Genomic DNA, 24,014 nt, shown 5'->3' on the forward strand with positions numbered 1-24,014 from the left:
TTTGTCACCTATGTCAAGCCTACAAGAACTACAATCCCTTTATGAACAAGGCAATTTTTCGGACTGCCTGGAATCTTCAAACACTTTCCTTCTTTTTAATAATGAACACATAGAAGCTTCACTGCTGAAAGCTAAATGCGAATATGAAATTGCGGTCATCAATGCTCAACACAACGATGAGGAAGATACTTCGTTATTTATTGCTGCCTACAACAGCTTTGAAAATGTGTTGAAATTAAAGCCAACAGAAGAAACCGCAATGTTGTTTGCAGTGTATATTAATGCATTTATTCTTCATATTAATTTACCGGAAGCAAAAGTTTACTGCGACATTCTTGCGCTTTCAGACGATGAAACGGTCAGGTTAAAAGCATTGCAATACCGTAGGAAAGTTAACTTCAGTCTGGACAATATAGACCTTGTTTTAGAAGACTTAGCGTACACAATTTCTTATTATCAGGATTTGTTCAGGAATGACAGAAGCAGGCTGGACCAGGAGTTAAGCCCCCTTTATTTTGAAAAAGCAGAAATTTATCTCTGGCATAAAAAGGACGCTGAGAAAGTGTTTGAAACTTTTAACCAGGGAAAAACACATTCCTTTACTTACGCGCTTACCAACTGCAGCATTGCCAACCTTGCTTTAGATCATGAGCAATTTGAGATTGCGGGAGAAGCGGCATTAATGGCCATTAAGTATGGAGATGAAGAATCACAACCTGAGTTACTGAACCTTTACGAAAGAATAACTGAATTGAACCTCAGAAACAAACTCGATAAAGGATCTGTACATGCTTTATTACTCGCATTGCGCATCTATTCTGATGTACTGACTGATGATGGTGAAACACTGAGTCTTGCAAAAACATATATTGATTTTTATCCTGACTGGCATGTTCCTCATCACTTTGCCGGTACTTTCTGGTTTGATAAAAAGAACTATGAAAAGGCCTTTACTCATTTAAAAAGAAGTCTGGAATTAGGAGGGATGGCTCCGGGAATCCGTCGGTATATCGAGGCTGGCTATCATTTAAACGGACAATTACCAAATATCGAAAACTGGCCGGAGGATTCACCTGAAGCCTATTATAATACTGCAGTCGATTTTTATTACCTGACCGAACCCGAAATTTCAAACGCAGCATTGGCTCCTGAATTACTAAAAATCAGAACCAGGTTGTACGAAATTTCTTACAATGGATTTTACAACTACTTCTACAACAACATCCCGATTATTGCAGAGACAGCCGAAAATCAGGTGCATGCTTTTGCAAAGTGTGCCAATAACTACGGCATTGCCTCAACAGACATGGGGGAGTTTGAACGTGCTGTAGAAGTACATAGTCTTGGTTACTCTTTATCGCCATTCTGGGAGCAACTGAGCAGTTGGGGTACTGCATTGAAAAAGTTGGGAAGGTTTGAAGAAGCCCTGGATATTTTCGGCACGGCAGCTTCTTATTATTTTGAAAATTACATGTACTTTTCGAGTTATCTGGAACTGAGGGGAGAGGTACTGCAAATGACCCAGGAACTGGGGAGGGTAGATGAAGCAAGAGAACTTTTAGATCAGATTACAAAGGATTATGATGGTTATTTATCCACCAATCAAGGCAATCTGACGGAAGAAGAGCTGTTCGAACTGAATGAAAAGTATATCGTCGTTCAAAATACCAGATACGATTTATTAAAACAGGAAAACCACGATGATATCATAAAAACATGGCAGGAAGAACTTGTTAAAAACCCAGACGACAATACCGCCTGGTATATGCTCATGCAGGAATATTATCAGCTCAAAGATTATCCCCAATGTATTGCCTGCGCAAAATAACTACCAAATGGTGAAAAGAGAGGCCATACAGCCGGAGTCTTTATGTAAGATCCATTATATGCGCGGTCGTTCACAAATGTTCTTAGGTAATTATGCGGAAGCGATCACTGACTTCAACCCATTGGTGGATTTACTGGAAGTGGTATATCCGGATGACGATCAAAGTGAATCCTGCCGGAATTTCCTGCAGCTTGCAGAAAGCCACTATATGCTTAAACAATGGGACTTATGTGTGGATACGGCCTACAAAGCGATCAGGTGCTACATTGACAGCAATTGGGGATGGGATGATGACCTGATAAAGGTGAAATTACAGTATGCCGATGCATTGTATGCCATTAAGTTAAAAGGAGAAGCAAGAGAAAATATTAATAATATTCTGGAATCTTATCCGGATAATGAAGAAGCATTGAAGCGGAAAAAGGAATGGAAAAAAGGCCTGTTTTCTTTTTGATCGCGCCTGGTTTTTATTACCTTGCTTAAAAATACAGATATGAACAGAAAGAGTTGTCTTCCTCCTCCGGGGATTTAATATTAAGCATACCTTGTAACCTCCCTTAGTTACAAATCAGTTTATTTATTAATCTTTAATCCCTCTTGTCTTTTAGGACAGGCAGACTATTCTTTTATGAAAAAATCTTATTTAGTCTTACACCTCGCTGTAATTCTTGCTGGCTTTACCGGTGTTTTTGGAAAGCTCATATCCCTCAACGAAGGACTCCTGGTTTGGTACAGGGTCTTTTTCTCCGCAGTGATCTTATGGCTGATTTTGAAGCTGTTCAAGATATCAACAGCGATTAAATTCAGAGAGAAGTTTGATATTGGGAAAATCGGAATCTTCATCACCATTCACTGGGTATTTTTCTATGCCAGTATCAAGTATTCGAACATTTCAGTGGGGGTGGTCTGTTATTGTTTAACCAGCTTTTTCACTGCGATCTTTGAACCATTGATTAACCGGCGTAAGTTTCAGCTGTCTGAGTTGTTGTTCAGTGTAATTACCTTATTTGGGATTGGCCTGATTTTTCACTTTGATTCTTCTTATCAGTTGGGTATTGGCCTTGGGATCATCTCTTCAGCTTTTGCTGCACTGTATACCATCTATAATGAACGACTGGTTCGAAAGTACGATAGCAGGCTAATCAATTATTATCAAATGACAGGAGGGACGGTAGCACTCGGAATTTCACTCCCGCTATATCTTCATTTTTTTCCGGTTGATACGATACTTCCAGGGCTGAAGGACACCGTTTACCTGATCTTGTTGGCCTCGTTTTGTACAGTTGGCCTTTACCTACTGTTTGCCGAGTCGTTAAAACGCATATCCGCCTTTACGGTGAATTTAAGTTTTAACCTTGAACCTGTATATTCTATTATACTGGCTTTCATACTTTTTAATGAAAGCAAGGAATTAAACCTGTCTTTTTATATCGGATTATTTTTTGTGATGCTGTCTGTCGTGTTACAAACGTTGATTTCAATTAGAAAATAACCTTTTATCACTCAGACAAGGTGCTCTGCCGGAATGGTTTCAATCAAAAAGGCCATGAATTCAGACGTGAGCGCCTTGTTTGAGTTGGTTATCCTCATTCCAATTGCAGCAGGTTTATGGTTTTCTAAAGCTTGTTTTAAGCCGCTTAAAAATAGGACCACTTATCAATACCATCAGAACCGAACATGAAATATCAAACAATAGTTTCCAAACTGAGAATTCATTTGGTAGGAGATACGATCGTTTTCCTCCATATTCTTTGAAAAATGTGAGTGGAAAACCAAACGTGTTATTCCCATCCGATGGACTTTCAATTTTTGCAGTTAGTACTGTCAACACCACAAACACAAGCATGGTCCAACCCAAAATACTTAAAATCCTTTTCATTCAACTTTACTTTTATGTGCATTAGTTTAAATCTGTCCGGCCCAAAACTACTAAAAGAAACTCCATTCAAAAGCTTTGACATTTCGTGTTGAAAAAAATCAACATTGCGGCAGTTCAGGTAATGCAAATGAAATTGGATCAGACTGAAGGTTTCGTTTTTGCTGTAAAGGCTGATCAAAATTGGAAAATAAACTAATTCAGGAGGAGATACATTGTATTTGGACTGATTTTTGGTGTTAAAAAGCATAAACCATCTCCCTTAGAATGAAAAAAATATTCCCCGATGTTGTTTCGCCGGCTTTAGTTATAGTAAATACTAAAAAAAATATCATCACAAAACTATAGTTCCTCTATGAAGATTACTTTTGACGGGCAGGTACTCAGCAAAAAATACACCGTTGTTTATGCAACGATCTGTCTTATCATAGCAACTGCGATAACATTATTTTATTTTTATAAGGGCTACGATTTACTATTTCAGATTTTTGGCTTTTTTTTAACCGGACCGGTTTCCATCATGATCATCGTTCTGCCACCGTTGTTTTTGTGTATGTATGTGACATACTTAATTCTCACCTTATTTTATCCCAAACAAGCTACAGTATTATTTAACGAGCAAGGCTTGGTTGTTCAATACGGTAAAACGAAGACCAGCATATCGCTGCAAGATGTTAGCAGGATAACCTTTGTTAAAAGATCAGGGAAATGGATAGGAATAACAATAGAAGCTGATAAAAAAGTTCAAATCAATATAGGTAATGTTTTCACAGGTATTGTAAATCCCGAAATAGATCAATTGTTGGTCAAACTGAAAAAGGTTCTAACCACCGGACACCAACTTCAGTATGAGGAAAATACCAACGACAAACACACGCATGCTTTTGTAATTTCAAAAGCGGGCTTAAAGGTTAACCCAAAAAAAACAGTTTTCATCATTGCTGCCATTGCAGTGATCATTATTACTTCGGTTGGAATTGCGGTGTTCTTTCTCGCCAAAGCTGATTCTGGTGAAAACTTGTTAAATGGAGTCAGTTACCCTCGGGCCAACCTTTCTAAATACAACAATAAAGTATATGCGTTAAAACCCGGTGATGGCTATTTTGAATTAAAAGGTGCTGATGTGAAGTCTTTTAAGCCTATGCATTTTGAAAATGAATATGGTACAGTTACTGGCGAAGACAATACAAACGTTTTTTCAGGCGATGAAAAAATAAGTGGGATCAATAGAGAAAATGCGGTATATCTTGGAAGGAATTACACCAGAGACACAAAAAGTGTTTTTTATAAGGCACTAAAAATACCAGATGCTGATGCCGCAACTTTTCAATCATTAAAACACGATGCAGGTTTTAATGTACTTGCGTTTAAGTTTGCCAAAGATAAAAATAAGGTATATTATAAAAATCTTGTTGTTAAGTATGCAAACCCGGAAAAGATAACTTCTGTGAACGAAACATTGGACTATATAAAAGATGACCGGAATGCTTTTTATAGAACGAAATTGCTGCCTAATGTAAATGTCTCTGATTTTCATGCTGTTGGAGCCAACTATCAACTGACCTATGCATCTGATGGAAAAAAACATTTCGTGAATGACTTACAGTTTCCTGAAGTCGTAGATGATAGGCTTTGGGGGACAAGAAAGGTAAGAATAAATCATCTTGTAGCTTTACAAAAGCCCGGAGGGAATGCCAGACATCTGCTGTTTTCTGATGCGGAGGCACTTTACTATTACGACGATCAAAAAGTAGCTTTTATCTGTGCTAAAGAATGGCACAACCTGCGTCCTTTTGATGAAGGGGTCTTTGTTGATGACGATCATGTTTATTTTACGCGTACACACACTTTGGGCTCTCGTAAATATGGCTCTTCCGGCTCTGAGACCATCATATACAAAACCGATATTAAGAAACAGAATTTTACAGTAGTGTATAGGCTCAAAGAAGCGACCATTTATAAAAGTGGTCAGGATCATTACATTTCCAAACATAATGAAAGTGTTTCGCTAAGTCTTCTGGACAATTTTACCTGGTTTGAAAATGAGGTGATAAAAACGGGCAGATACATAGATGATAAATATTTTAAGCCGGTGGAGAAGTCAACATCGGTATTTAAAATAAGAACAAGAAACAGAACTCATTTTGAAAATGAAAACGATTAATATAGAAGTGTTTCAATTTTATTCTTGTATTGTAAATAAAATGAACTGAAATCTCTTGTTAAAGCTTCGTTTATAAAGCTCAGTTTATGATCAAATTCGAAAGCAGGTTTTGGTTTATAGTACTCATTTTTTCTTAGAAAAGTCCCTGCATCTTTCAACCAATCCTTATTTGCTTCAATTGTAGAACCGTTGCCTTTAAGTTTTTGCAATTGAAGAAGTCCCAAAAGAAATACAGGATGTTTTTTAACCATGTCGGCCTCCCTATACCAGCCTTTTGTTAGCCATTGACATTTTGAATACCATTGTTCCATTTGCTGAAACGATGTTTTACTCAGTTCATCATCCCCATTCAGTACACCGTAGAGGTAGTTTAGGAAGGAAACATCAAATTTCCCCGAAACAGCATTAATAAAATCTGAATATTCCTGAAGCGTATGCTCTTTCCAGTTTTGATTAGCTAATATTGTTCGGAGAAGGTTTCTGCTCAATAAATAGGAGAAATCATAATTGTCGTCTGTTAAGACTAATGTTTCTGGATATACTAAGGACATCAATTCCTTATCGTTTGTTATTAAGCTTTCAATAGCTATCCAATCATTTGTTCCAGGAGCATGAGTCCAGTTTAAAAAGCGAAACCTTGAATACATAAAAACACCATCTATTAAAATGGAGTAATCATTTTTAACAATAGAATTATGAATGGACAAGTTTAAAATTGCTAATATTTCCTTGTTTGAAACATTCATGAAAAATAATTCTTCAGTGGTTAACTTATGAAATTGAGTCCCCCAACGATTTGAATTGAGTAGATTCTGATAACCATTATTTGAAGCTTTTTCTATTTTATTGAACAATTCTTCAAGAGAAGACTCTATAGATTCGAAACTTTGGTGCATCAACAAATACGTTTTAATTGTGTTTGATCAGATCCCATTCAGATGTCAAAATTGCAAACCGGCATTCATCGATCCATTTATCGTTTAAGAATGTATTTTTCATAAAATAAGCTTCCTGCCTGAATCGGAGGCTAGTAAGTAAATGAATTGCATCCTGATCTGTAGCATTCACATTTTTTGTAATTTTGCTGACTTTCATTTTTTCAAACAGAAAAGACAGCATTGCAGTAAAGGTTTCCTTTGCGTATTCACTTTGGTTTTGAATAGGGGAGTTGAAGATTCCTGATTCTGAGATCTGAGCTGTATCCTGATTGAGCTTAATGGCATAATCGGCCAAAATCTCATCGTTAGACCTGTTTTTAACTACATATTGACTCCATTCTCCAGGTGCCGAAAGTGGATTTTCCTGCTGTTCAACCAGGAATTCAAGCGGGCTTTCTTTACTTTTCAATGTATTGTTGCTTGTAGTTTTTGCGCTGTTGTTCAAGTTCAGAGAACCCACATGTACGCTATTAGAGACCGCTTTTCCATCGTCTTTAACGAAAGAGATATAGGCTTCCATACGTTCATTTATATGTTCAGAACTGATTACAACTACATCTTTCCCTTCAACCCTTTTTGCACCGCTTAGTTGATAAAAAGTCTCTTTTATATCAGGAAAATAGATCACCAGCATGGTGCGGTCAGTATGATACTCACTTACCGGACTGGCCGATATTTCCCAGTTAAAGGTGATTTTCTCCTCTGCCTGACTGATCGAAGGTTTAACCGCCACAGGAAGTGTTCCCATGCTCATTAATACTTTGCTGTAGTCCAGACTGATATTTGGATATACTCCCTGAAGTGCATTCTTTTTATTGTAAGAAACCGCTTCATTGTATTCATTTCTGTCCGTTCCGGCAACCGCAAGACGGAATCCTACTCTGATTGCTTGTAGGGAAGGCTTGAGGATTTCATTGACCACCGTCATCTTCTGGCAATTGGCTTTCCTTGCCGGCGTAAGTGGTTTAGTGCTTTTGCCTATCATTCTGATGACATATTTACCTTTTAAGGTATAGCCGACCAAATTGCCGACTCTGCCATGGAATCCACCAAATAAGCCATTTAGTAATTTTCCCATTTTTATTTTTTTTAATTATGTGGTTTAATTGATTAAAAACAAGTTACGAAATATTTTTCATATCGTATTAATATACGTTCACATAAAATTAACTATCGTTTGATAACAAAAACGTCGTTGAAAGGCCTTCAGGACCAATCATGGACCTATCAACCCCCTATTAAAAGTTAAATAATAGTCAATTGAAAGGGAACAGATATTCAAAGCATCTCAAAAGGATCTAATCAGAACCCGTTTATGAACCCAAATTCAACCGGATTACGTTAATTATTAATTAATAAGTTTGTTTTTATATTTAAAATTAAATAGATTAGCCTTAACAATAAGTATTTGAAAGAGTCTTACGTATACCATTATCTGACACCATGGCCTAAGACAGTAGAATACCTTAATGTCTAATATATAGATGTGCTATATTTGCGCGTCCAAAAAATAGATGTGAGGACTGCTGTAATTCCAGGCCGTGTAAGGTGTCAGAAACTTTAAAGGTATACGTGGTTGGCAGTCCTCACATTTATTCGTGATTACTTCTGCAAGGCTCATTAAAATTATGAGTCATGAAATCAAGAAACAGCACGACAGCCCCAATCTTATTTATAGACCTATCGGGTTTATTAAGCAAAGAACCTGGAATCAAATTCCCACCTCCCGTCTGACAGGTAAAATCATACGCTCCATATCCCCAGAACATTGGATTTACTATTAAAACGTACCGGCATGATCAGAATAGAAAAAGAAAAAATAATAATTGAAATAGACCACCTCGAAAATTATGAACATGAGTTCATTGAAGACTTACAGTTTGACCTGATTCAACTGATGAACTGCGTCCATATTTTAAAAGTTGTCCATGAACCTGATTTGATCGTGAACAGTTCTTTGCTGAGCATTGCGCTGTTACAAAGGGCTTTGATGCCTTCTGTATGTCAAATGAAACAAATTTATCCGTTCCCGGGTACTGACCCAAATCAAACAGAAAATGAGGAAGAAACTATATAATGTATCTCAGATTGAGTTGATGTATAAACCAAAAGTAAAGGCCTGCGACCGCCCTGTGATCAAAGATGTGGAAGATGTATATGGGATTTTTATGCAATGCTGGGATCAGGGGAAAATTGAACTGATTGAAGAGTTTAAAATGATCCTGCTTGACAAGGGGAGCACAGTATTGGGAGTCATCAACATTTCCAGTGGTGGGATGAACGCTGTAACTGCTGATCATAAAGTGGTCGTTACTGCAGCCATGCTCGGAAAAGCGAGCGGGATTATTCTGGCCCATAACCATCCAAGTGCGAGGTTAACTCCAAGCGAGCAGGATATCGCATTAACAAATAGAATAAAAGTGGCTGCAGGTTCCATGGATATCGCCGTAGTAGACCATTTGATTGTGAATCCTGCTGGGTATTATAGTTTTGCCAATAAAGGCTTATTGTAAGCGGCCTGGTATTTTGTGCTATTCTACAGTCGTTATTTTTCAGGTTGTATAATAACACAAAATATCGAAATTAAATTCAATAAAATATATTTTGATTATTTTATTTAATTATTGGTTAAATAATGAAATTTTAAATAGCTTTGGATTATGAACAACAAGCGATACATTTTGATTTCAGAACCTGGCTTAAAGAGATTCACATTTCAAAGCATTGGTGTTAAAGGCGAAGTCATAAAAGCCATTGAATATACACCTGTTGAAGTAAGTGGTTTAAAATTGTATAATCTTGGGTTTGGAGATCTGAACAAGCTGTATGATGGATTCGATGATCTGTCTATCACCAATAATGGCGATCGGGACAAAATATTATCAACGGTTGCTTTTAGTGTGATGGCTTTTACCGATCATTTTCCAGGAGCCCTGGTTTATGCTGAAGGAAGTACTTTGGCAAGGACCCGGTTATATCAAATGGCGTTAAGAGCCAATATGGAAGAGATCAGTAAAACGCTGAGCGTGTTTGGTTTGTTAAATGGCGTCTGGTTTTTATTTAAAGAAAATGTGAACTACGAGGCTTTTATGGTGTTACGTAAATAATAAATATATGGAAAAGGAAAAAACAGTAAAAACTCAATTAGAGTGTGTGGCATTTGATTCCCCTGAGGGTATCGTTTTTGCCAATCTTAAAGATCGTAGTAATGATCCTTATATCGTTAAAAAAGTGAACAAGGCAACTGAAACCCTTAAAAGAGTTGGCTTTCCTGCTGAACTGCTTAGGATTCAGGCTGAACGTATGAAACAAGGTAACGTAAAAATGGGTTAAAAACCAATTAGATACGATGCCCGGCAGTTCCGAACAGGAATTTGGGCATCGTATTTATTATGGATTACACCTGCTCACAAATAGCCGGAGACACATTTGGTTCTTTAACTGTGCCTTCTTCTGTTTTAGATTGTTGAGACAATTTGATAAAGCTAATGATTAAGGTTAAGCTAAGTAACCCGATGCTCATCCAGACAATCTGGTGAATGCCATAGTGGGCGATCACAAAACCTCCCAGAAAAGCACCCAGTGATATTCCAATATTGTAACAAGTGGTTAACAGGCTGTTTACAAATTCCAGTGCACTATGGGGTACCGCATGTGTGGTACGTATATTGGGAACCAAAAAGCCACCGGTGTGTATTAATCCCCAGATGGACAGGATAATGACCATAGGAGCAAAAGCATCCCCATAATAATAGGCAAGTACCTGAGTTGAAATCAAGAGAACCAGAAACCATCTGCTGGCCAGGGTAATGTTTTTACTTAAGGCAATACCTGTCAGCCAGTTTCCTAAGATTCCCATAACACCAAACAAAAGCAGCATCATACTGATTTGAACGCCGTTCATATGGGTGATCTTTTCCAGGTAACCTGCAAGATAACTATAACTTGAAAACATTGCAGCAAGCGTAAGAACGGTGGAAAGAAGATGGACCCAGAGCTGTGGATCCCGTAATACAAAAAATTGATTTTTTGATGATTTCTCCTTACTAGCCGGCATATTAGGGACAAAAAATGCCAGGCCTAAAAAGGCGATCAGACTGATAAAGCTGGCCAGGAAAAACGATGCCTGCCAGTTATTAAAGAATTCGACCGCATAAGTGGTGATCGGAACACCCAGTACCGTGGCCAGACTAAGGCCGGTCATGACGATGGACACCGCCTTGGCACCTCCTTGTTTAAATGCTACAGCCAGTGAGATGTTCCAAAATAAAGGATGCAAAAATGCAGGTAAGATCCTGGCTATCATTAATATGGTGAAATTGGGCGCAAAAGCCGAAATCACGTTTGACAAGACAAATACTGATAATACCAGGCATAACAAAAATTTGCGGTTAATTTTGGCAGTAAGTGCCGTTAAAAAAGGGGAGGAGATGGCAACAGTGAGGGCAAAAGCACTGAGCAGCCAACCAGCGGTATCAATGGACACCTGAAATTCTCTACTGATCGTAGGCAGGATTCCAATGACACCAAATTCGGTAGTAATGATGCCAAAAGCACCTAGAGCCAAAATGTAAATCGATTTCTTCATCGGGTATATATGTTATTTAGTGGTGGTAAAACCAGCATGAGGATATGATGGTTTCATTTATCAATATAGTTTGACTTCACAAAAATGGACAGAATAATCTTATTTTGTCAGTACATTTCAATGAAAAAACAGTAGATTTGCTTTATGGTAAGAGAAAATATTGATCGATTGGTAGAGGTGAAATATTTCAGAACGGAAGTATGTCCGGTAAAGGATTTACAGTTTTCTTTTTTTCAAATGGTTTATGTGATTTCCGGTTCAGGATTTTTAAACATAAATAACAATAAGGTTGATTATCGTGCCGGATGTCTGATATTGCTCACACCCAATGACCTCCATGATTTTGAAATCTTAACGACGACGGAGTTTTTATTCATAAAATTTAGCGAACGTTATATCAGAGATTCCAACTGGAAAAGCATCAATTGTATTGAATGCCTCTTGTACCATTCGTCACATCTGTCTGGCTGCATTCTAAATAATCAATCAGATCAGTTCCTGGTAAAGTCGGCAGTAGATTCCCTCTTGCATGTGATGAATCATAACGATGCTTATAACGAAGATTTAACCCTGCATTATGTGAATGCGCTGATTGTAATTGCAGCAAGAAATATATCGAAGATGAGACCTGCGGAGGCTACTGTAAATTCCGATAAGCGACTATTGGCAATCATAGATTATATCCAGGCGAACATCTATGATCCGCAAAAATTAAAGGCCTCTGTAATCAGTGCAGAATTTGGACTATCTGAAACTTACCTGGGTAGCTACTTTAAAAAACAATGCGGAGAAAGTATTCAGCATTTCATTTCAAATTATAGAATCAGATTGATAGAACACCGCTTAAGATTTAGCGACAGACGGATCAACGAGATTGTAAACGAATTTGGTTTCGCGGATGAAAGTCACCTGAATAAGTTTTTCAAAAAACGCCACAACATCAGCTTGACGGAGTTCAGAAAAACCGGCGCAGTTTGTACAATCTAAGTTGTTATTTATTATTTATCTGCTATCTGATCACCTCCTTTCAAAACTGAAGGCGAATTATTGATCAGATAACGTATGTTTTTAGCTAAATACCAGTTGAATAGTGGGTTTTTAATGCGGTAAATTTAAACCGGGAGTTAATATTAAGCCCATATTCATATTATGGATTCAAGAAGACAATTTCTGATAAAAGCATCTTTACTTGCAGGGGGTGGTATCCTTGCATCCACCATAAATAGTCCGGCATTTGCAATTTTTGACCAGAGGATCATGCCCAGTGACCAGCTCAATATTGGGGTAATTGGCGTAAACGGGATGGGATGGTCTAATGTAAATGCGGCATTAAATATACCTGGTGTCAACTTAATTGCTATTTGTGATGTAGACAGGAATGTCATTGATGGTCGGCTTAATGAAATGAGTAAAAGAAATATAAATACCCGTAAAATAACCATTTATAACGATTACCGGCGGTTGCTGGAAAACAAGGATATAGATGCCATCATCATCGGAACACCAGATCATTGGCATGCTTTACAGATGATTCATGCTTGTCAGGCCGGTAAAGATGTGTATGTAGAGAAGCCGGTTGGCAATTCCATTGTAGAGTGTAATCGCATGGTAGCTGCGCAGGTAAGGTACAACAAAGTGGTTCAGGCCGGACAGTGGCAGCGAAGCCAGCAACACTTCAGAAATGCGGTAGATTTTATACACTCCGGGCAACTTGGTAATATCAGGACCGTAAAAGTCTGGTGTTATCAGGGATGGATGAAGCCGGGACCTGTGGTTCCGGATAGTGCTGCTCCGGCAGGAGTAGACTATAAACAATGGCTAGGCCCATCGGCCTTGGTCCCTTTTAATAGCAGTCGTTTTCATTTTAATTTTCGCTGGTTCTGGGATTACGCAGGAGGGCTCATGACCGATTGGGGAGTCCATCTGATTGATTATGCTTTACTGGGCATGAAAGCTGACCTCCCAAAATCTATCGTAGGGCTGGGTGGACGTTTTGCTTATCCGGATCTGTACGAAGAAACGCCTGATACACTCACCACATTGTATGAGTTCGATAAATTCAATATGGTATGGGATTCGGCTATGGGGATAGATAATGGCTCCTATAACCGGGATCATGGAATCGCTTATATTGGAAATAACGGTACATTGATCCTGAATCGTGGCGGATGGGAGGTAATTGAAGAAAAGAAAAGTACAAATAAGGTGTTGAGACCGTTTGAAAAGGCTAGTGATAATGGCTTACAGAAACACATGGAGAATTTTGTTGCAGTGATCAAAAGTCGTAAAATGGAAGATCTTAACTGTAGCATACAAGCCGGTGCACATGTAGCTACGGTTGCCCAGATGGGTAATATATCTTACCGTAGTGGCCAAAAACTTATATGGGATGCAAATGCGGGGCAGTTCGAGGATAAAAAGGTCAATAAATTATATCTGGAAAAAGAGTACCATAATGGATATGTGTTGCCAAAAGTATAGTGTATTCAGATCATAGGTTGGCAATGTATTTTCCAGCTTTCATCCCGCTAAAAATGCAGCCACCAAGAAAAGTACCTTCCAGCGCGCGATAGCCATGCATGCCGCCGCCGCCAAAACCGGCTACTTCTCCCGCTGCATATAAGCCTTCCAGAACTGTGCCATCTGGTTTTAAAACCTGTCCGTTGAGGTTGGTTTCAATGCCACCTAATGTTTTACGGGTAAGGATATTCAGGCGCACAGCAATGAGTGGCCCATTTTCAGGTGCCAGTATTTTATGTGGTTTGGCTACACGCCCAAGTTTATCGCCTAAATACTTTCTGGTACTGCGGATGTAATTGATCTGGGTGTCTTTTGAAAATTTATTGTCCAGTTCCCGGTCTCTTGCTTCAATAAGTGATTTTATCTTTTGGTGATCCAACAGGTCATCTCCAGCAAGTTCATTCATCTTCTGAACGAGGTCTTCCAGATCATTTGATACAATGAAATCTTTGCCATTTTCTTTAAATGCTTCCACAGGGCCTGGTGCTTTTTTACCGAAGATCCTTTTTAGAAAAAGAACATAATCCTTATTGGTAATGTCGGGATTCTGTTCTGATCCTGAAAGTGCAAATTCTTTCTTAATGATTTTTTGTGTCAGGATAAACCAAGAGTAGGCATAGCCCGTTTCCTGTATATGTTTTAAGGTGCCCAATGTATCAAATCCGGGTAGGAAAGGAGCAGGGAGTCGGTTACCCTTTGCATCAAACCACATAGAAGAAGGGCCTGGCAGTATTCTTATGCCATGATTTGGCCAGATGGGGTTCCAGTTTTGCAGCCCCTCGGTATAATGCCACATGCGGTCGCGGTTAATGATGCTGGAACCAGCACTTTCGGCAATGCCGATCATTTTACCATCAACATAAGCCGGCACGCCACATACCATATTTTCTGGCGCTTTGCCCAGTCGTTCCGGCCAGCTTTGCCTTACGAGTTCATGGTTGGCACCGATTCCACCAGTTGCGATTACGACATGCGCCACTTTGTATTCAAATTGAGAAACCACATTTCTGTTTGTTGCAAAGCCTCTTTCTTTATCATCATTTTCCAGTACATCACCTGTTACGCCAGTGACCTTACCATCGACGCTGATCAAAGCAGTAACTCGGTGCCTGAATTTCATCCGGAGGAGGCCTTTTTCTTTGGCTTCATAAGCTTTTTCGACAAATGGCTTAATGACGCCGGTACCGGTCCCCCAGCTCACATGAAAACGTGGAACTGAATTGCCATGACCACTTGCAGCGCCATCTCCACGTTCTGCCCATCCCACCATAAACATCAGTTTGATGCCCATTTTAGAGATATATTCATATTTTTCTCCGGCAGCAAATTTTAAATAGGCTTCTGCCCATTGCTTTGGCCAGTAATCGTCTTTACGATCGAATGCTGCAGTGCCCATCCAATCCTGCAATGCCAGTTCATAGGAGTCTTTGATCCCCATTTTTCTTTGCTGTGGTGAATTGATCAGAAACAAACCACCAAAAGACCAGAATGCTTGTCCGCCGAGGTTTTGTTCCGTTTCCTGATCCAGCAATAATACTTTTTTTCCTGCACTGGTAATTTCCATAGCAGCGACCAATCCGGCTAATCCGGAACCAATGATGATGGCGTCAGGCTTAAACTCTTCTTCTATAGGCATATACACAAATATAAAAGAAAAGTTGAGGGTTTTATTCCGGAGAGATAGATAGTTGCTGACTGGCAAGCCTATTTGTAACAATATTGTCATAGCAAAAGTATATTATTTAGAATATATCTAAATAATATACTTTTGCTTTTAACAAACCCTTTCATATGCGCTTGACTTTACTTTTTATATGCTTCTTCTTTTCGTCTGTGATCTTCTGTAATTTATTGGCGCAATCTTATCCCGGTGTATCCGGAAGAATATTGGACTCCGTATCCCGTCAGCCGTTGGAGTTCATTACCGTAGGCTTATTCAATAAGGAGGGGAAGGTAATGCTGACCACAGTTACCAGTCCTGAAGGTAAATTTGACCTGAAAGCAACCAGTAGCGGCGCATCTTTTATTCGCATTTCATTTGTGGGTTATGTAACCAAACAACTTCCAGTTGCTGTAGGGGGCGACAAGGTATTTAACGATATTTTGCTTTCAGCAACTGTGAGTCAGCTGAGTGAGGTAAACGTTACCGCTTTAAAGAAAATGGTCATCCAAAAACCGGGCATGCTGATTTATGATGCAGGCAACGATCCTGGAAACAAAGGCGGAACTGCGGCTGATGTACTGCGAAAAGCACCTGTGTTAAACGTAGATGCTCAGGGTAATGTGAGCATGCGTGGCAGTAAGAATATTAAAATTCTGATTGATGGGAAGTATTCCGGACAAATGGCGAGAAGCCCTGCAGATGCATTAAACATGATGCCCTCAAACATCATCGCCTCTGTAGAGATCATTACTACACCATCTGCCAAATACGATGCTGAGGGTGCTGCAGGGGTGATTAATATCATTACTAAAAAAGACAGAAAACAAATGAACGGGGCATTGGAGGCCGTTGCCAGTAATTGGGAACAGGCGCTAAACCCTCGTTTTTCCATGGCCAATCAAAAATGGAACATCAATGTCAATGCGCACCTTCACCGCTTGAGAATGAAATCTGCAAGCGATTATAAGCGTAATAACTTCAGTGATCAGGGCGCTTTACTTTCTTCTCTTGATCAGACAAAAATAGAGGACAATACCGCGCCTCATGGTTCGGCCAATATCGCCATTGACTATGCTGCTGATACATTGAACCGCTTCAGTTTTGGTTTTAGTTCCTGGTTTGGCGACTGGCCAAATAATAACCGTCTTTTTAGTCAGGTTACAGGTCCCACCGGTACTTTACTTGAAAGCTATCACCAGGATGTCGACACCAAAGCGGCCTATCTTGGCGGAGACATTAACTTTGGTTACAGCAGAAAATTCAGAAATCCGGGACGTGAACTCACTTTGTTGGCGCAGTTTTCTCCTTCCAAGGATAAGTCAAGATACCTATCAGACAGAACTTCTACAGCAAATGAGCTTCTTTACAGGGAGTTAAATAACAGCGGCACAAAGAACTCAGAATGGACTTTTCAAACGGATTACCTGCATCCTTTTGGGAAATCCAATAAATATAGTTTTGAAGGAGGGTTTAAACTGATCAGCAGGAATGTGAGCAATGATTACCAGGTGGAGGGAAGCAAAGCAGGACAACCGACTGTGCTTGAACCCATTTCTGAACGAAACGACGTATTTGAATATGGTCAGCAAGTCTATTCAGGTTATGCTATCCTGAAATTCAACCTTCCGGCTAACTGGTATATTGAAACCGGTGCCCGTCTGGAACACACCCGTTTGAACGGAAATTTCATTGCTACAGGAAACACTTTTGCCAGGAACTTTACAAACCTCATTCCAACAGCCACTTTGTCTAAAAAGCTCAATGAGACTCAGTCTTTGAGTATGAGCTATACCAGACGACTTACCCGGCCGTATATCTGGGATTTGAATCCGAATTTAGACACCAGTGATCCGAAAAACATTGTTACCGGCAATCCTCAACTGGAACCCGAGCTGGCCGATCAGGCAGAGTTGTCTTATGCCGTTTCCTTCAATTCAGGTCTTTCTCTGAACAGTGCTTTATTTTGGAAGCAAACTAATAATTCTATTGAGGATTTTACCATTACTGATGCAAATGGGATCTCCACTACGAACAAGCAAAACCTTGCCGCCAACCGCCAGTTGGGGCTGAATTTCTCTGCAGCTATGCCTCTGAATAGCAAATGGAACATCAATTCAAATGTGAATATTTACAAACTTGATTTTCAAAGCAAGGCTTTGCAGGTGGACAATCAGGGATGGAATGCGGAAGTAAACCTGAATACTTCTTATAAACTGCCCGCCAATTTTACGCTGCAGGCATTTGGGGATTACTCCAGCAGAGTAAGAATGCTGCAGGGCTATAAAACCTCAAGATATTTTTACAGTATAGCTGCCAAAAAGGAGGTTCCATCAAAGCGGCTTTCTTTCACCCTGGCCTTTATCAATCCATTTAATGAGACCATTAACCAAAGGGAAGTGATCAATAGCAAAACTTTCAATTCAAGCGTATTCAAACGGAATTATAATCAAACGATAAAACTCAGCATCAACTGGGAATTTGGAAAGCTTTTCGAGCAAAAAGAAAGCAAAAAGATCACTAATGATGATGTGAAAAGCCGTCCAAACGGTTAGAAAATAGCTTGTCTGTTATGGTGAAGCCAGAAGCGCTACTTAAAGAGAGGGCTTTAAGTTTTGCTTTAATATTTTCCGTTTTTTTTCAACCTTAATCTTCTGATCGATATCAGTGGACGCATTTTTTTTTCTTTATCGGTCTTTATCAATAGGCCGGCATTGCATGGGAAATTGGAGAATGCGAATGTACACTTGCAAATAATCATTAAATTATTATGTTTGTACATTCTGCGTTTGTTAATGTGTCTCAAGATGCATTTAGCTGCGTTTTTGGTCTTTTATGTTATTTTTAATGACGTTTAGATTGTTTCATATGTTCATACATTTAGTTATGAATGTGATGATTGATCCTGGCGAAATAAGACGAAATGATCAAACGGCCATATCGAAGTAAATTGTTAAATACGAGTAATGAAGATTAAGTCAATAGTATTGTACTGCCTGTTAAATCTTTTTGGAACACTGTTGTTTGCCCAGGAAAAACGACCTGTTGATTATGTTGATGTTTTTATGGGTACCTCTAATTCCCGCTGGATGCTTGGGCCTTATGCCACTATGCCTTATGGAATGGTTCAGTTGGGACCAGACAACCAGGGAGCGAATCAGGGATACAATTGGATGGCGGGTTATGAGTATGCAATAAATAGTGTAGATGGTTTTAGCCATATTCATGCCTGGACGATGGCAGGTTTACGAATGATGCCCAGCACTGCAGATTTGAGTTATTCTGATGAGCCGACCGACTCACCTTATAAAGGCGCTGGTGCGGGCTATCATTCCCGGATCGAAAAAAGTACAGAGAAAGGCAGCCCTGGGTATTATTCCGTCTACCTCTATGACCATGATGTTAAAGCGGAAATGGCCGTTACCACCCGATGCGGCCTTCAACGTTACACTTTTCCCAAGAAAAAAGAGTCCCGTATTCTAATTGATTTGCAATTTCCTGCAGAGTATGATTTTAAGGTAAAGGATGCTAAAATAACAAAAGTGACAGCTACTGAAATTGAAGGTTATGCGGAATCAGCTTCCGGAGGTTTTAATGATTACAAAGTTTGTTTTGTACTCCAGTTTGACCGACCTTTTCAAAGTTTTAATACCTGGACCGGAAAAAAATTAACGAGGGATTGCAATGAAGTTTCCGGGAAAGGTGATGTAGGCGCTTTCGTTACGTATAACACGAAACAAGGTGATCAGGTGCATGTACGTTCTGGTATTTCCCTGGTCAGTATTGAACAGGCTCGCTTAAACTTAAAAACAGAAATGGAGCCTTTTGGCTGGAACCTTGAAGCGGTTAAGAGAAATGCGGAAAGCACCTGGAATAAGCTGTTGTCAACAATTAAAGTAGAAGGAGGAACGGAAACCGATAAGGTGAAATTTTATACCAATCTATATCGTGTTTTTGCGGCAAAGCAAACCTGGAATGATGTGAACGGAAAATATGTAGATCCGGCTGAAAACGTTCAAACATTAAAATATTGCAAAAGCATATATGGAGGTGATGCCTTTTGGAATACGTTCTGGAATTCAAATGGTGTACTCAGCCTGATTGCTCCGGAGGTGATGGAAAATTGGACAGGAACTCAATTAGAGTTGTTTGAACGTACAGGTTGGACGGCGAAAGGGCCAGCCGGACTGGAATACTCGGGCATTATGGAAGGCTCACATGAAATCGCGCTGATGGTTGCTGCTTGTCAGAAAGGCCTGATTAAAAATAAAGAAACGGTTAAGAAGGTATATGAAGCCGCTAGATTTATGATGATGAATGAAGGTGTCAGTCTGCATGGCGGTGAGGCGGGAAACCCTAAACTGAAAGAATATATGAAATTCGGCTATGTTCCTTATGAACATGGAAAGACCAATAAAGTCCTGGATTATGCTTTTGATGATTATTGTGTAGCACAACTGGCGAAATCTCTGGGTAAAAAAGCGGATTATTCCTATTTTAATAAACGGTCTGAGAACTATAAGCATGTTTTCCATCCAGATTTGAAATTTGTAGTTCCAAGAGATTCAACAGGAAAATGGATCCCTGACTATGATGAATTTTCAAACCGTTCGTTTGTGGAAGGAAACGGCTGGGAGTATTCATTTTATGTACCTCATGATGTGAGAGGGCTAATTGCGCTAATGGGAAAGGATTTGTTCAATACCCGTTTAAATGATGGTTTTGAGAAATCTGTGGACTATAAATTTGCGGCTCATGCCTTAGATCGTACTACAGGTGAGCGAAATGAATTTTATATTAATCAGGGAAATGAGATCAATATGCAAGCTGCTTTTTTATTCAATTATTCTGGAAAACCATGGTTAACCCAAAAATGGACCCGGGATATTATGGAAAGCTTTTATGGTTCCACACCTTATCAGGCCTGGGAAGGAGATGAAGATGAAGGACAAATGGGAGGGTGGTATGTCATGAGTTCCTTAGGCTTATTTGAAATGCGTGGCGGCACGGAAACCAATCCCGAACTTGACCTCACGACTCCATTGTTTGATAAAATGACCATTCAGCTGGATCCGAAATTCTATAAGGGAAAAGAGTTTGTCATTGAGGTATTGAACAATTCTAAAGAGAATATTTATATCCAATCGGCAACACTAAATGGCAAATCCTTAACCAGGCCTAAAATTCATTTTAAAGATATTGTGAATGGAGGGAAACTGAGTTTTGAGGTTGGACCCGTACCGAATAAAAATTGGGGAATAGAAAATTTTAAAGAAATCAATAAAAAATAATTATATACTGATGAAGATAACCGGATTGCTTTTAGTATTGTCATTCTTTTCGCTATCAACTTATAGCCAGCATACCATTTGGCAAATAGGAAAAGAAGACAACAGTGCTGCTGAATTTGCATTGGCTCCTTCAGGAAAAGGTAGTTTTCTGGCTGATTTCGGCGGCGAAAACACGGTATTTTCGATTGGTTATTCTACCCCTGAAAAACACTGGCCCTATATATTACCCGGCCCGTTGGATAGCTGGGCAGGTGGCGGGTATTGGTCGGGATTTTATCCTCGTCATTTTCCAAGAATCGTATTCAACTTAAAAGATCCGGTTGCTACAGGAAGCCCGAGACTTGTGATTGACTTCGCAGAAGTAAACACAAAGGAACCGACCGTATTAAGGATAGAGATAAACGGACAGCGCCAGGAATTGAATTTGTCTGCTGAAAATAAGAGGACAATAAAGCTTGAAATACCTGGCAACTGGTTGAAAAAAGGGATGAACACGATCCAGATGGGGATCATTTCAGGATCATGGGCCCTATTTGATGATATACGTATGGAAGGAAATAAAGCACTTTTAATTCAAGACAGCTCTTCCACTTTGATTCTTTCGGCTAAAGCCGCGCCATTTGAACTGAAACAGGAAAATAAGCGGATACAGCCGATACTTGTTGATCTCATACAAATGGATAAAACAGAATCGGTGAGTGTTTCCGTTACAGGGCTAAGCCCGGTTACAAAACTGATCGAGAAAGGACATTCAGTAATAGAAATACCTATGCCGGCTGTCGCAAGTGCCAAACAACGTTTGACTTCAGTAGTGACCATAAAAGCAGGCAATAAAATCATTTATACCGGGAACATTATCCGATCCAGACAGGAGCTCCAAACTTATTCAGATTATGTAGACCTGCTCATGGGAACTGGTAACTCCCGCTGGATGTTCAAGCCAGGCCCCTCATTGCCATTGAGTATGGTTCAGATTGCGCCGGATAATCAGGATGAAACCTGGAAAGCCGGGTATGAATATACTGTAGAAAACATTATGGGTTTCAGCCATTTTTCCGACTGGACGATGTGCGGTTTATTGACCATGCCCACAAGTGGCCGGCTACAGGTAAATCCAGGGACAGAAAAAGATCCGGATGGTGGTTACCGTTCCAGAATTGACAAAAAAACAGAGTCGGCAAAGATTGGAAAATACAGTGTATTCATGACAGATACCCGTATTAAAGCCGAAATCACTGCCACAAGAAGAGCCTCTCTTCAGCGGTATACCTTTCCTGCATTGGATTCCGCAAGAATAATGGTTGATTTGTTCACGCCAAACGAGTATCCCCATAACCTGAAAGAGGCAAAAATCACAAAAGTATCCGGCAATGAAATAGAAGGATTTGCCACTTATTATAACGCTTTTACCGGTTATACACTGGAGCAGTTGTATACTGTACACTTTGTAATGCAGTTTAGTAAGCCATTTCAATCCATGGGTGGCTGGGTTAACAATGAAGTAAAGCCGGTTACCGGGTATATCGGTGGATGGAATCGTACGCATGAATTTGGCTCCCAACCCCTGATACGCTACGATATAAAAGACATCAGTGGGAAAGGAGATCTTGGTGTATTTTTAAATTTTAAGACAGAAAAAAATGAAGCCATATCTGTACGAACCGGAGTGTCACTGGTGGATTTGGTCGGGGCCAGAAATAATCTTGAAAAGGAAATAACCACGCCTTTTGACTGGGATTTTGAAAAAGTGGTGCAGAATGCCCGTAAGGTCTGGAATGAATATCTGGGACGAGTTCAGATCACAACGGATGACCATCTGCAAAAAATGAAGTTTTATACTAATTTCTACCGTGCGATTGCAGCTAAAGCAATTTGGAGTGATGTGGATGGAAGGTATGTTGATGAGGTAGAGCAGATTCGTCAGTTTAAAAACAAGGAAGACTGTATCGTGAGTGGAGAATATTGGAATACCTTTTGGAATAATCAGCAATTGTTCAATCTGGTTGCTCCTGAAATATCTTCAAAATGGGCACGCTCTGCCATTGAATTGTATAAGAATAGTGGTTGGTTTAACACTGATCCGGCAGGGGTAGAGCATACTGGCGTGATGGTGGCCATGCATGGCATCTCACAGATACAAGGGGCCTGGCAAAGCGGGATCAGGGACTTTGATCTTCAAACTTCATATTCGGGATTTAAAAAGATGATGACAACTCCTCCTCAGGTTTTTTCAGGGGGTGGAACTGTAGGTGTGGAAGACATTCAGCCTTATATGAAATATGGATATGTTCCTGCTGGAATGGGCGCTGTATCGAATACAATGGAATATGCATACGACGATTGGTGTTTGGCCCAAATGGCTTCAGTACTCCATAAAACAGATGACTTTACTTATTTTAATAAACGTTCTGATAACTGGAAAAACATCTTTGATAAAGTGTCCGGATTTGCCAGGCCGAAAGACAAGGAAGGAAATTGGTTAAAGCCATTTGATCCTTATCATACACCAGGATTTGTAGAAGGGAATGCTTTTAATTACACCTGGTTCGTTCCACACCGTCCGGAAGAGCTGATCTCTGAAATGGGAAAAGATCGGTTTGTTAGTCGTTTAAATGAAGCAATGGAGAAATCAGCGGCAGCTAATTTTAATGCCTCAGGTGATGATTTTTCTTCGTTTCCTATTAATCATGGCAATGAGCCGGCGATGCAGGTAGCTTATTTATTTAACTGGGCTGGCAAGCCCTGGCTTAGTCAAAAATGGAATCGTGCCCTTCAGGAACAGTACTATGGAACGACTCCTTATGACGCTTATCCGGGAGATGAGGATCTGGGGCAAATGAGTAGCTGGTTTATCATGAGCACGATTGGTCTATTTCAAATGGATGGAGGATGTTCGAAACAACCCGTTTACGAAATTGGGAGTCCGAGGTACCCCCGTATATCCATCTTATTAAACCACAAATACAATCGGGGTATGAAGTTCACAATAGCAGCACACAAAGCCTCAAAAGAAAATAAATACATCCAATCAGCAAAGTTAAATGGGAAGCAGATACAGGATTTCAGGATTTTGCAAAGCGAGGTTTTAAAAGGAGGCATACTGGAATTGGAAATGGGGAGTCAACCAAACCAAAAATGGGGTAATTGAT

General features: G+C 39.7%; 17 protein-coding genes. 13 read left to right on the plus strand and 4 right to left on the minus strand.

The window, feature by feature from the left end:
* The first annotated feature begins 10 nt into the window (after positions 1 to 10).
* From BUC20_RS02775 to BUC20_RS02795, 4 genes are all read left to right on the plus strand, one after another.
* A complete protein-coding gene (locus BUC20_RS02775) occupies positions 11 to 1,828 on the plus strand; it encodes a tetratricopeptide repeat protein (RefSeq protein WP_073227104.1) in 1,818 nt (605 codons plus the stop codon).
* Between the two features lie 7 nt (positions 1,829 to 1,835).
* Complete coding sequence (locus tag BUC20_RS02780; protein WP_143166680.1) at positions 1,836 to 2,282, plus strand: tetratricopeptide repeat protein; 447 nt, start codon at positions 1,836 to 1,838, stop codon at positions 2,280 to 2,282.
* Between the two features lie 174 nt (positions 2,283 to 2,456).
* Positions 2,457 to 3,320 carry a DMT family transporter gene (locus tag BUC20_RS02785; RefSeq protein WP_073227109.1) on the plus strand — a complete coding sequence of 288 codons (864 nt, stop codon included), beginning with the start codon at positions 2,457 to 2,459 and terminating at the stop codon, positions 3,318 to 3,320.
* Positions 3,321 to 4,059: 739 nt separating this feature from the next.
* Entirely contained in the window at positions 4,060 to 5,868 is a 1,809-nt protein-coding gene (locus BUC20_RS02795; protein WP_073227114.1) for a DKNYY domain-containing protein, read from the plus strand.
* Here BUC20_RS02795 and BUC20_RS02800 read toward each other — a convergent pair.
* Positions 5,865 to 6,764, minus strand: a complete 900-nt coding sequence (locus BUC20_RS02800; protein ID WP_073227117.1) for a hypothetical protein — start codon at positions 6,762 to 6,764, stop codon at positions 5,865 to 5,867. The two genes, BUC20_RS02795 and BUC20_RS02800, sit on opposite strands and share 4 nt — an antisense overlap.
* Before the next feature lie 13 nt (positions 6,765 to 6,777).
* Entirely contained in the window at positions 6,778 to 7,884 is a 1,107-nt protein-coding gene (locus tag BUC20_RS02805) for a GNAT family N-acetyltransferase (RefSeq protein ID WP_073227120.1), read from the minus strand.
* 717 nt (positions 7,885 to 8,601) lie between these two features.
* Here BUC20_RS02805 and BUC20_RS02810 point away from each other — a divergent pair.
* From BUC20_RS02810 to BUC20_RS02825, 4 genes are all read left to right on the plus strand, one after another.
* Positions 8,602 to 8,883, plus strand: coding sequence for a hypothetical protein (locus BUC20_RS02810; RefSeq protein WP_073227123.1), 282 nt, complete (start codon positions 8,602 to 8,604; stop codon positions 8,881 to 8,883).
* Positions 8,864 to 9,319 carry a JAB domain-containing protein gene (locus BUC20_RS02815; RefSeq protein ID WP_073227126.1) on the plus strand — a complete coding sequence of 152 codons (456 nt, stop codon included), beginning with the start codon at positions 8,864 to 8,866 and terminating at the stop codon, positions 9,317 to 9,319. Before BUC20_RS02810 ends, BUC20_RS02815 begins: the two co-directional genes overlap by 20 nt.
* 147 nt (positions 9,320 to 9,466) lie before the next feature.
* Positions 9,467 to 9,913, plus strand: a complete 447-nt coding sequence (locus BUC20_RS02820) for a DUF6934 family protein (RefSeq protein WP_073227129.1) — start codon at positions 9,467 to 9,469, stop codon at positions 9,911 to 9,913.
* Between the two features lie 7 nt (positions 9,914 to 9,920).
* The gene (locus BUC20_RS02825) at positions 9,921 to 10,139 is read left to right on the plus strand and encodes a hypothetical protein (protein ID WP_073227132.1); all 219 of its coding nucleotides are present in this window, start codon (positions 9,921 to 9,923) and stop codon (positions 10,137 to 10,139) included.
* 64 nt (positions 10,140 to 10,203) lie between these two features.
* Here the strand turns inward: BUC20_RS02825 and BUC20_RS02830 are convergent, their stop codons facing one another.
* A complete protein-coding gene (locus BUC20_RS02830) occupies positions 10,204 to 11,394 on the minus strand; it encodes an MFS transporter (protein WP_073227135.1) in 1,191 nt (396 codons plus the stop codon).
* Between the two features lie 144 nt (positions 11,395 to 11,538).
* Here BUC20_RS02830 and BUC20_RS02835 point away from each other — a divergent pair, with 144 nt between their 5' ends.
* Positions 11,539 to 12,381 carry an AraC family transcriptional regulator gene (locus BUC20_RS02835; RefSeq protein WP_073227137.1) on the plus strand — a complete coding sequence of 281 codons (843 nt, stop codon included), beginning with the start codon at positions 11,539 to 11,541 and terminating at the stop codon, positions 12,379 to 12,381.
* Positions 12,382 to 12,543: 162 nt separating this feature from the next.
* Positions 12,544 to 13,875, plus strand: coding sequence for a Gfo/Idh/MocA family protein (locus BUC20_RS02840; RefSeq protein ID WP_073227140.1), 1,332 nt, complete (start codon positions 12,544 to 12,546; stop codon positions 13,873 to 13,875).
* 10 nt (positions 13,876 to 13,885) lie between these two features.
* Here BUC20_RS02840 and BUC20_RS02845 read toward each other — a convergent pair whose 3' ends face one another.
* Positions 13,886 to 15,640: an FAD-binding dehydrogenase gene (locus BUC20_RS02845; protein ID WP_200800874.1), complete on the minus strand. Its 1,755-nt coding sequence runs from the start codon at positions 15,638 to 15,640 to the stop codon at positions 13,886 to 13,888.
* 65 nt (positions 15,641 to 15,705) lie between these two features.
* On the opposite strand from BUC20_RS02845, the gene BUC20_RS02850 reads away from it, so the two are divergent.
* The 3 genes from BUC20_RS02850 (at position 15,706) to BUC20_RS02860 (ending at position 24,013) form a co-directional block, all read left to right on the plus strand.
* A complete protein-coding gene (locus tag BUC20_RS02850) occupies positions 15,706 to 18,129 on the plus strand; it encodes a TonB-dependent receptor (RefSeq protein WP_073227146.1) in 2,424 nt (807 codons plus the stop codon).
* 411 nt (positions 18,130 to 18,540) lie between these two features.
* Entirely contained in the window at positions 18,541 to 20,865 is a 2,325-nt protein-coding gene (locus tag BUC20_RS02855) for a GH92 family glycosyl hydrolase (protein WP_073227149.1), read from the plus strand.
* A gap of 10 nt (positions 20,866 to 20,875) precedes the next feature.
* Positions 20,876 to 24,013 (plus strand): GH92 family glycosyl hydrolase, encoded by a 3,138-nt coding sequence (locus BUC20_RS02860; RefSeq protein ID WP_073227152.1) that lies wholly within the window; start codon positions 20,876 to 20,878, stop codon positions 24,011 to 24,013.
* Position 24,014 lies beyond the last annotated feature (1 nt).

Origin of the sequence: Pedobacter caeni (genome assembly GCF_900129215.1) — a bacterium.
Lineage (GTDB): Bacteria > Bacteroidota > Bacteroidia > Sphingobacteriales > Sphingobacteriaceae > Pedobacter > Pedobacter caeni.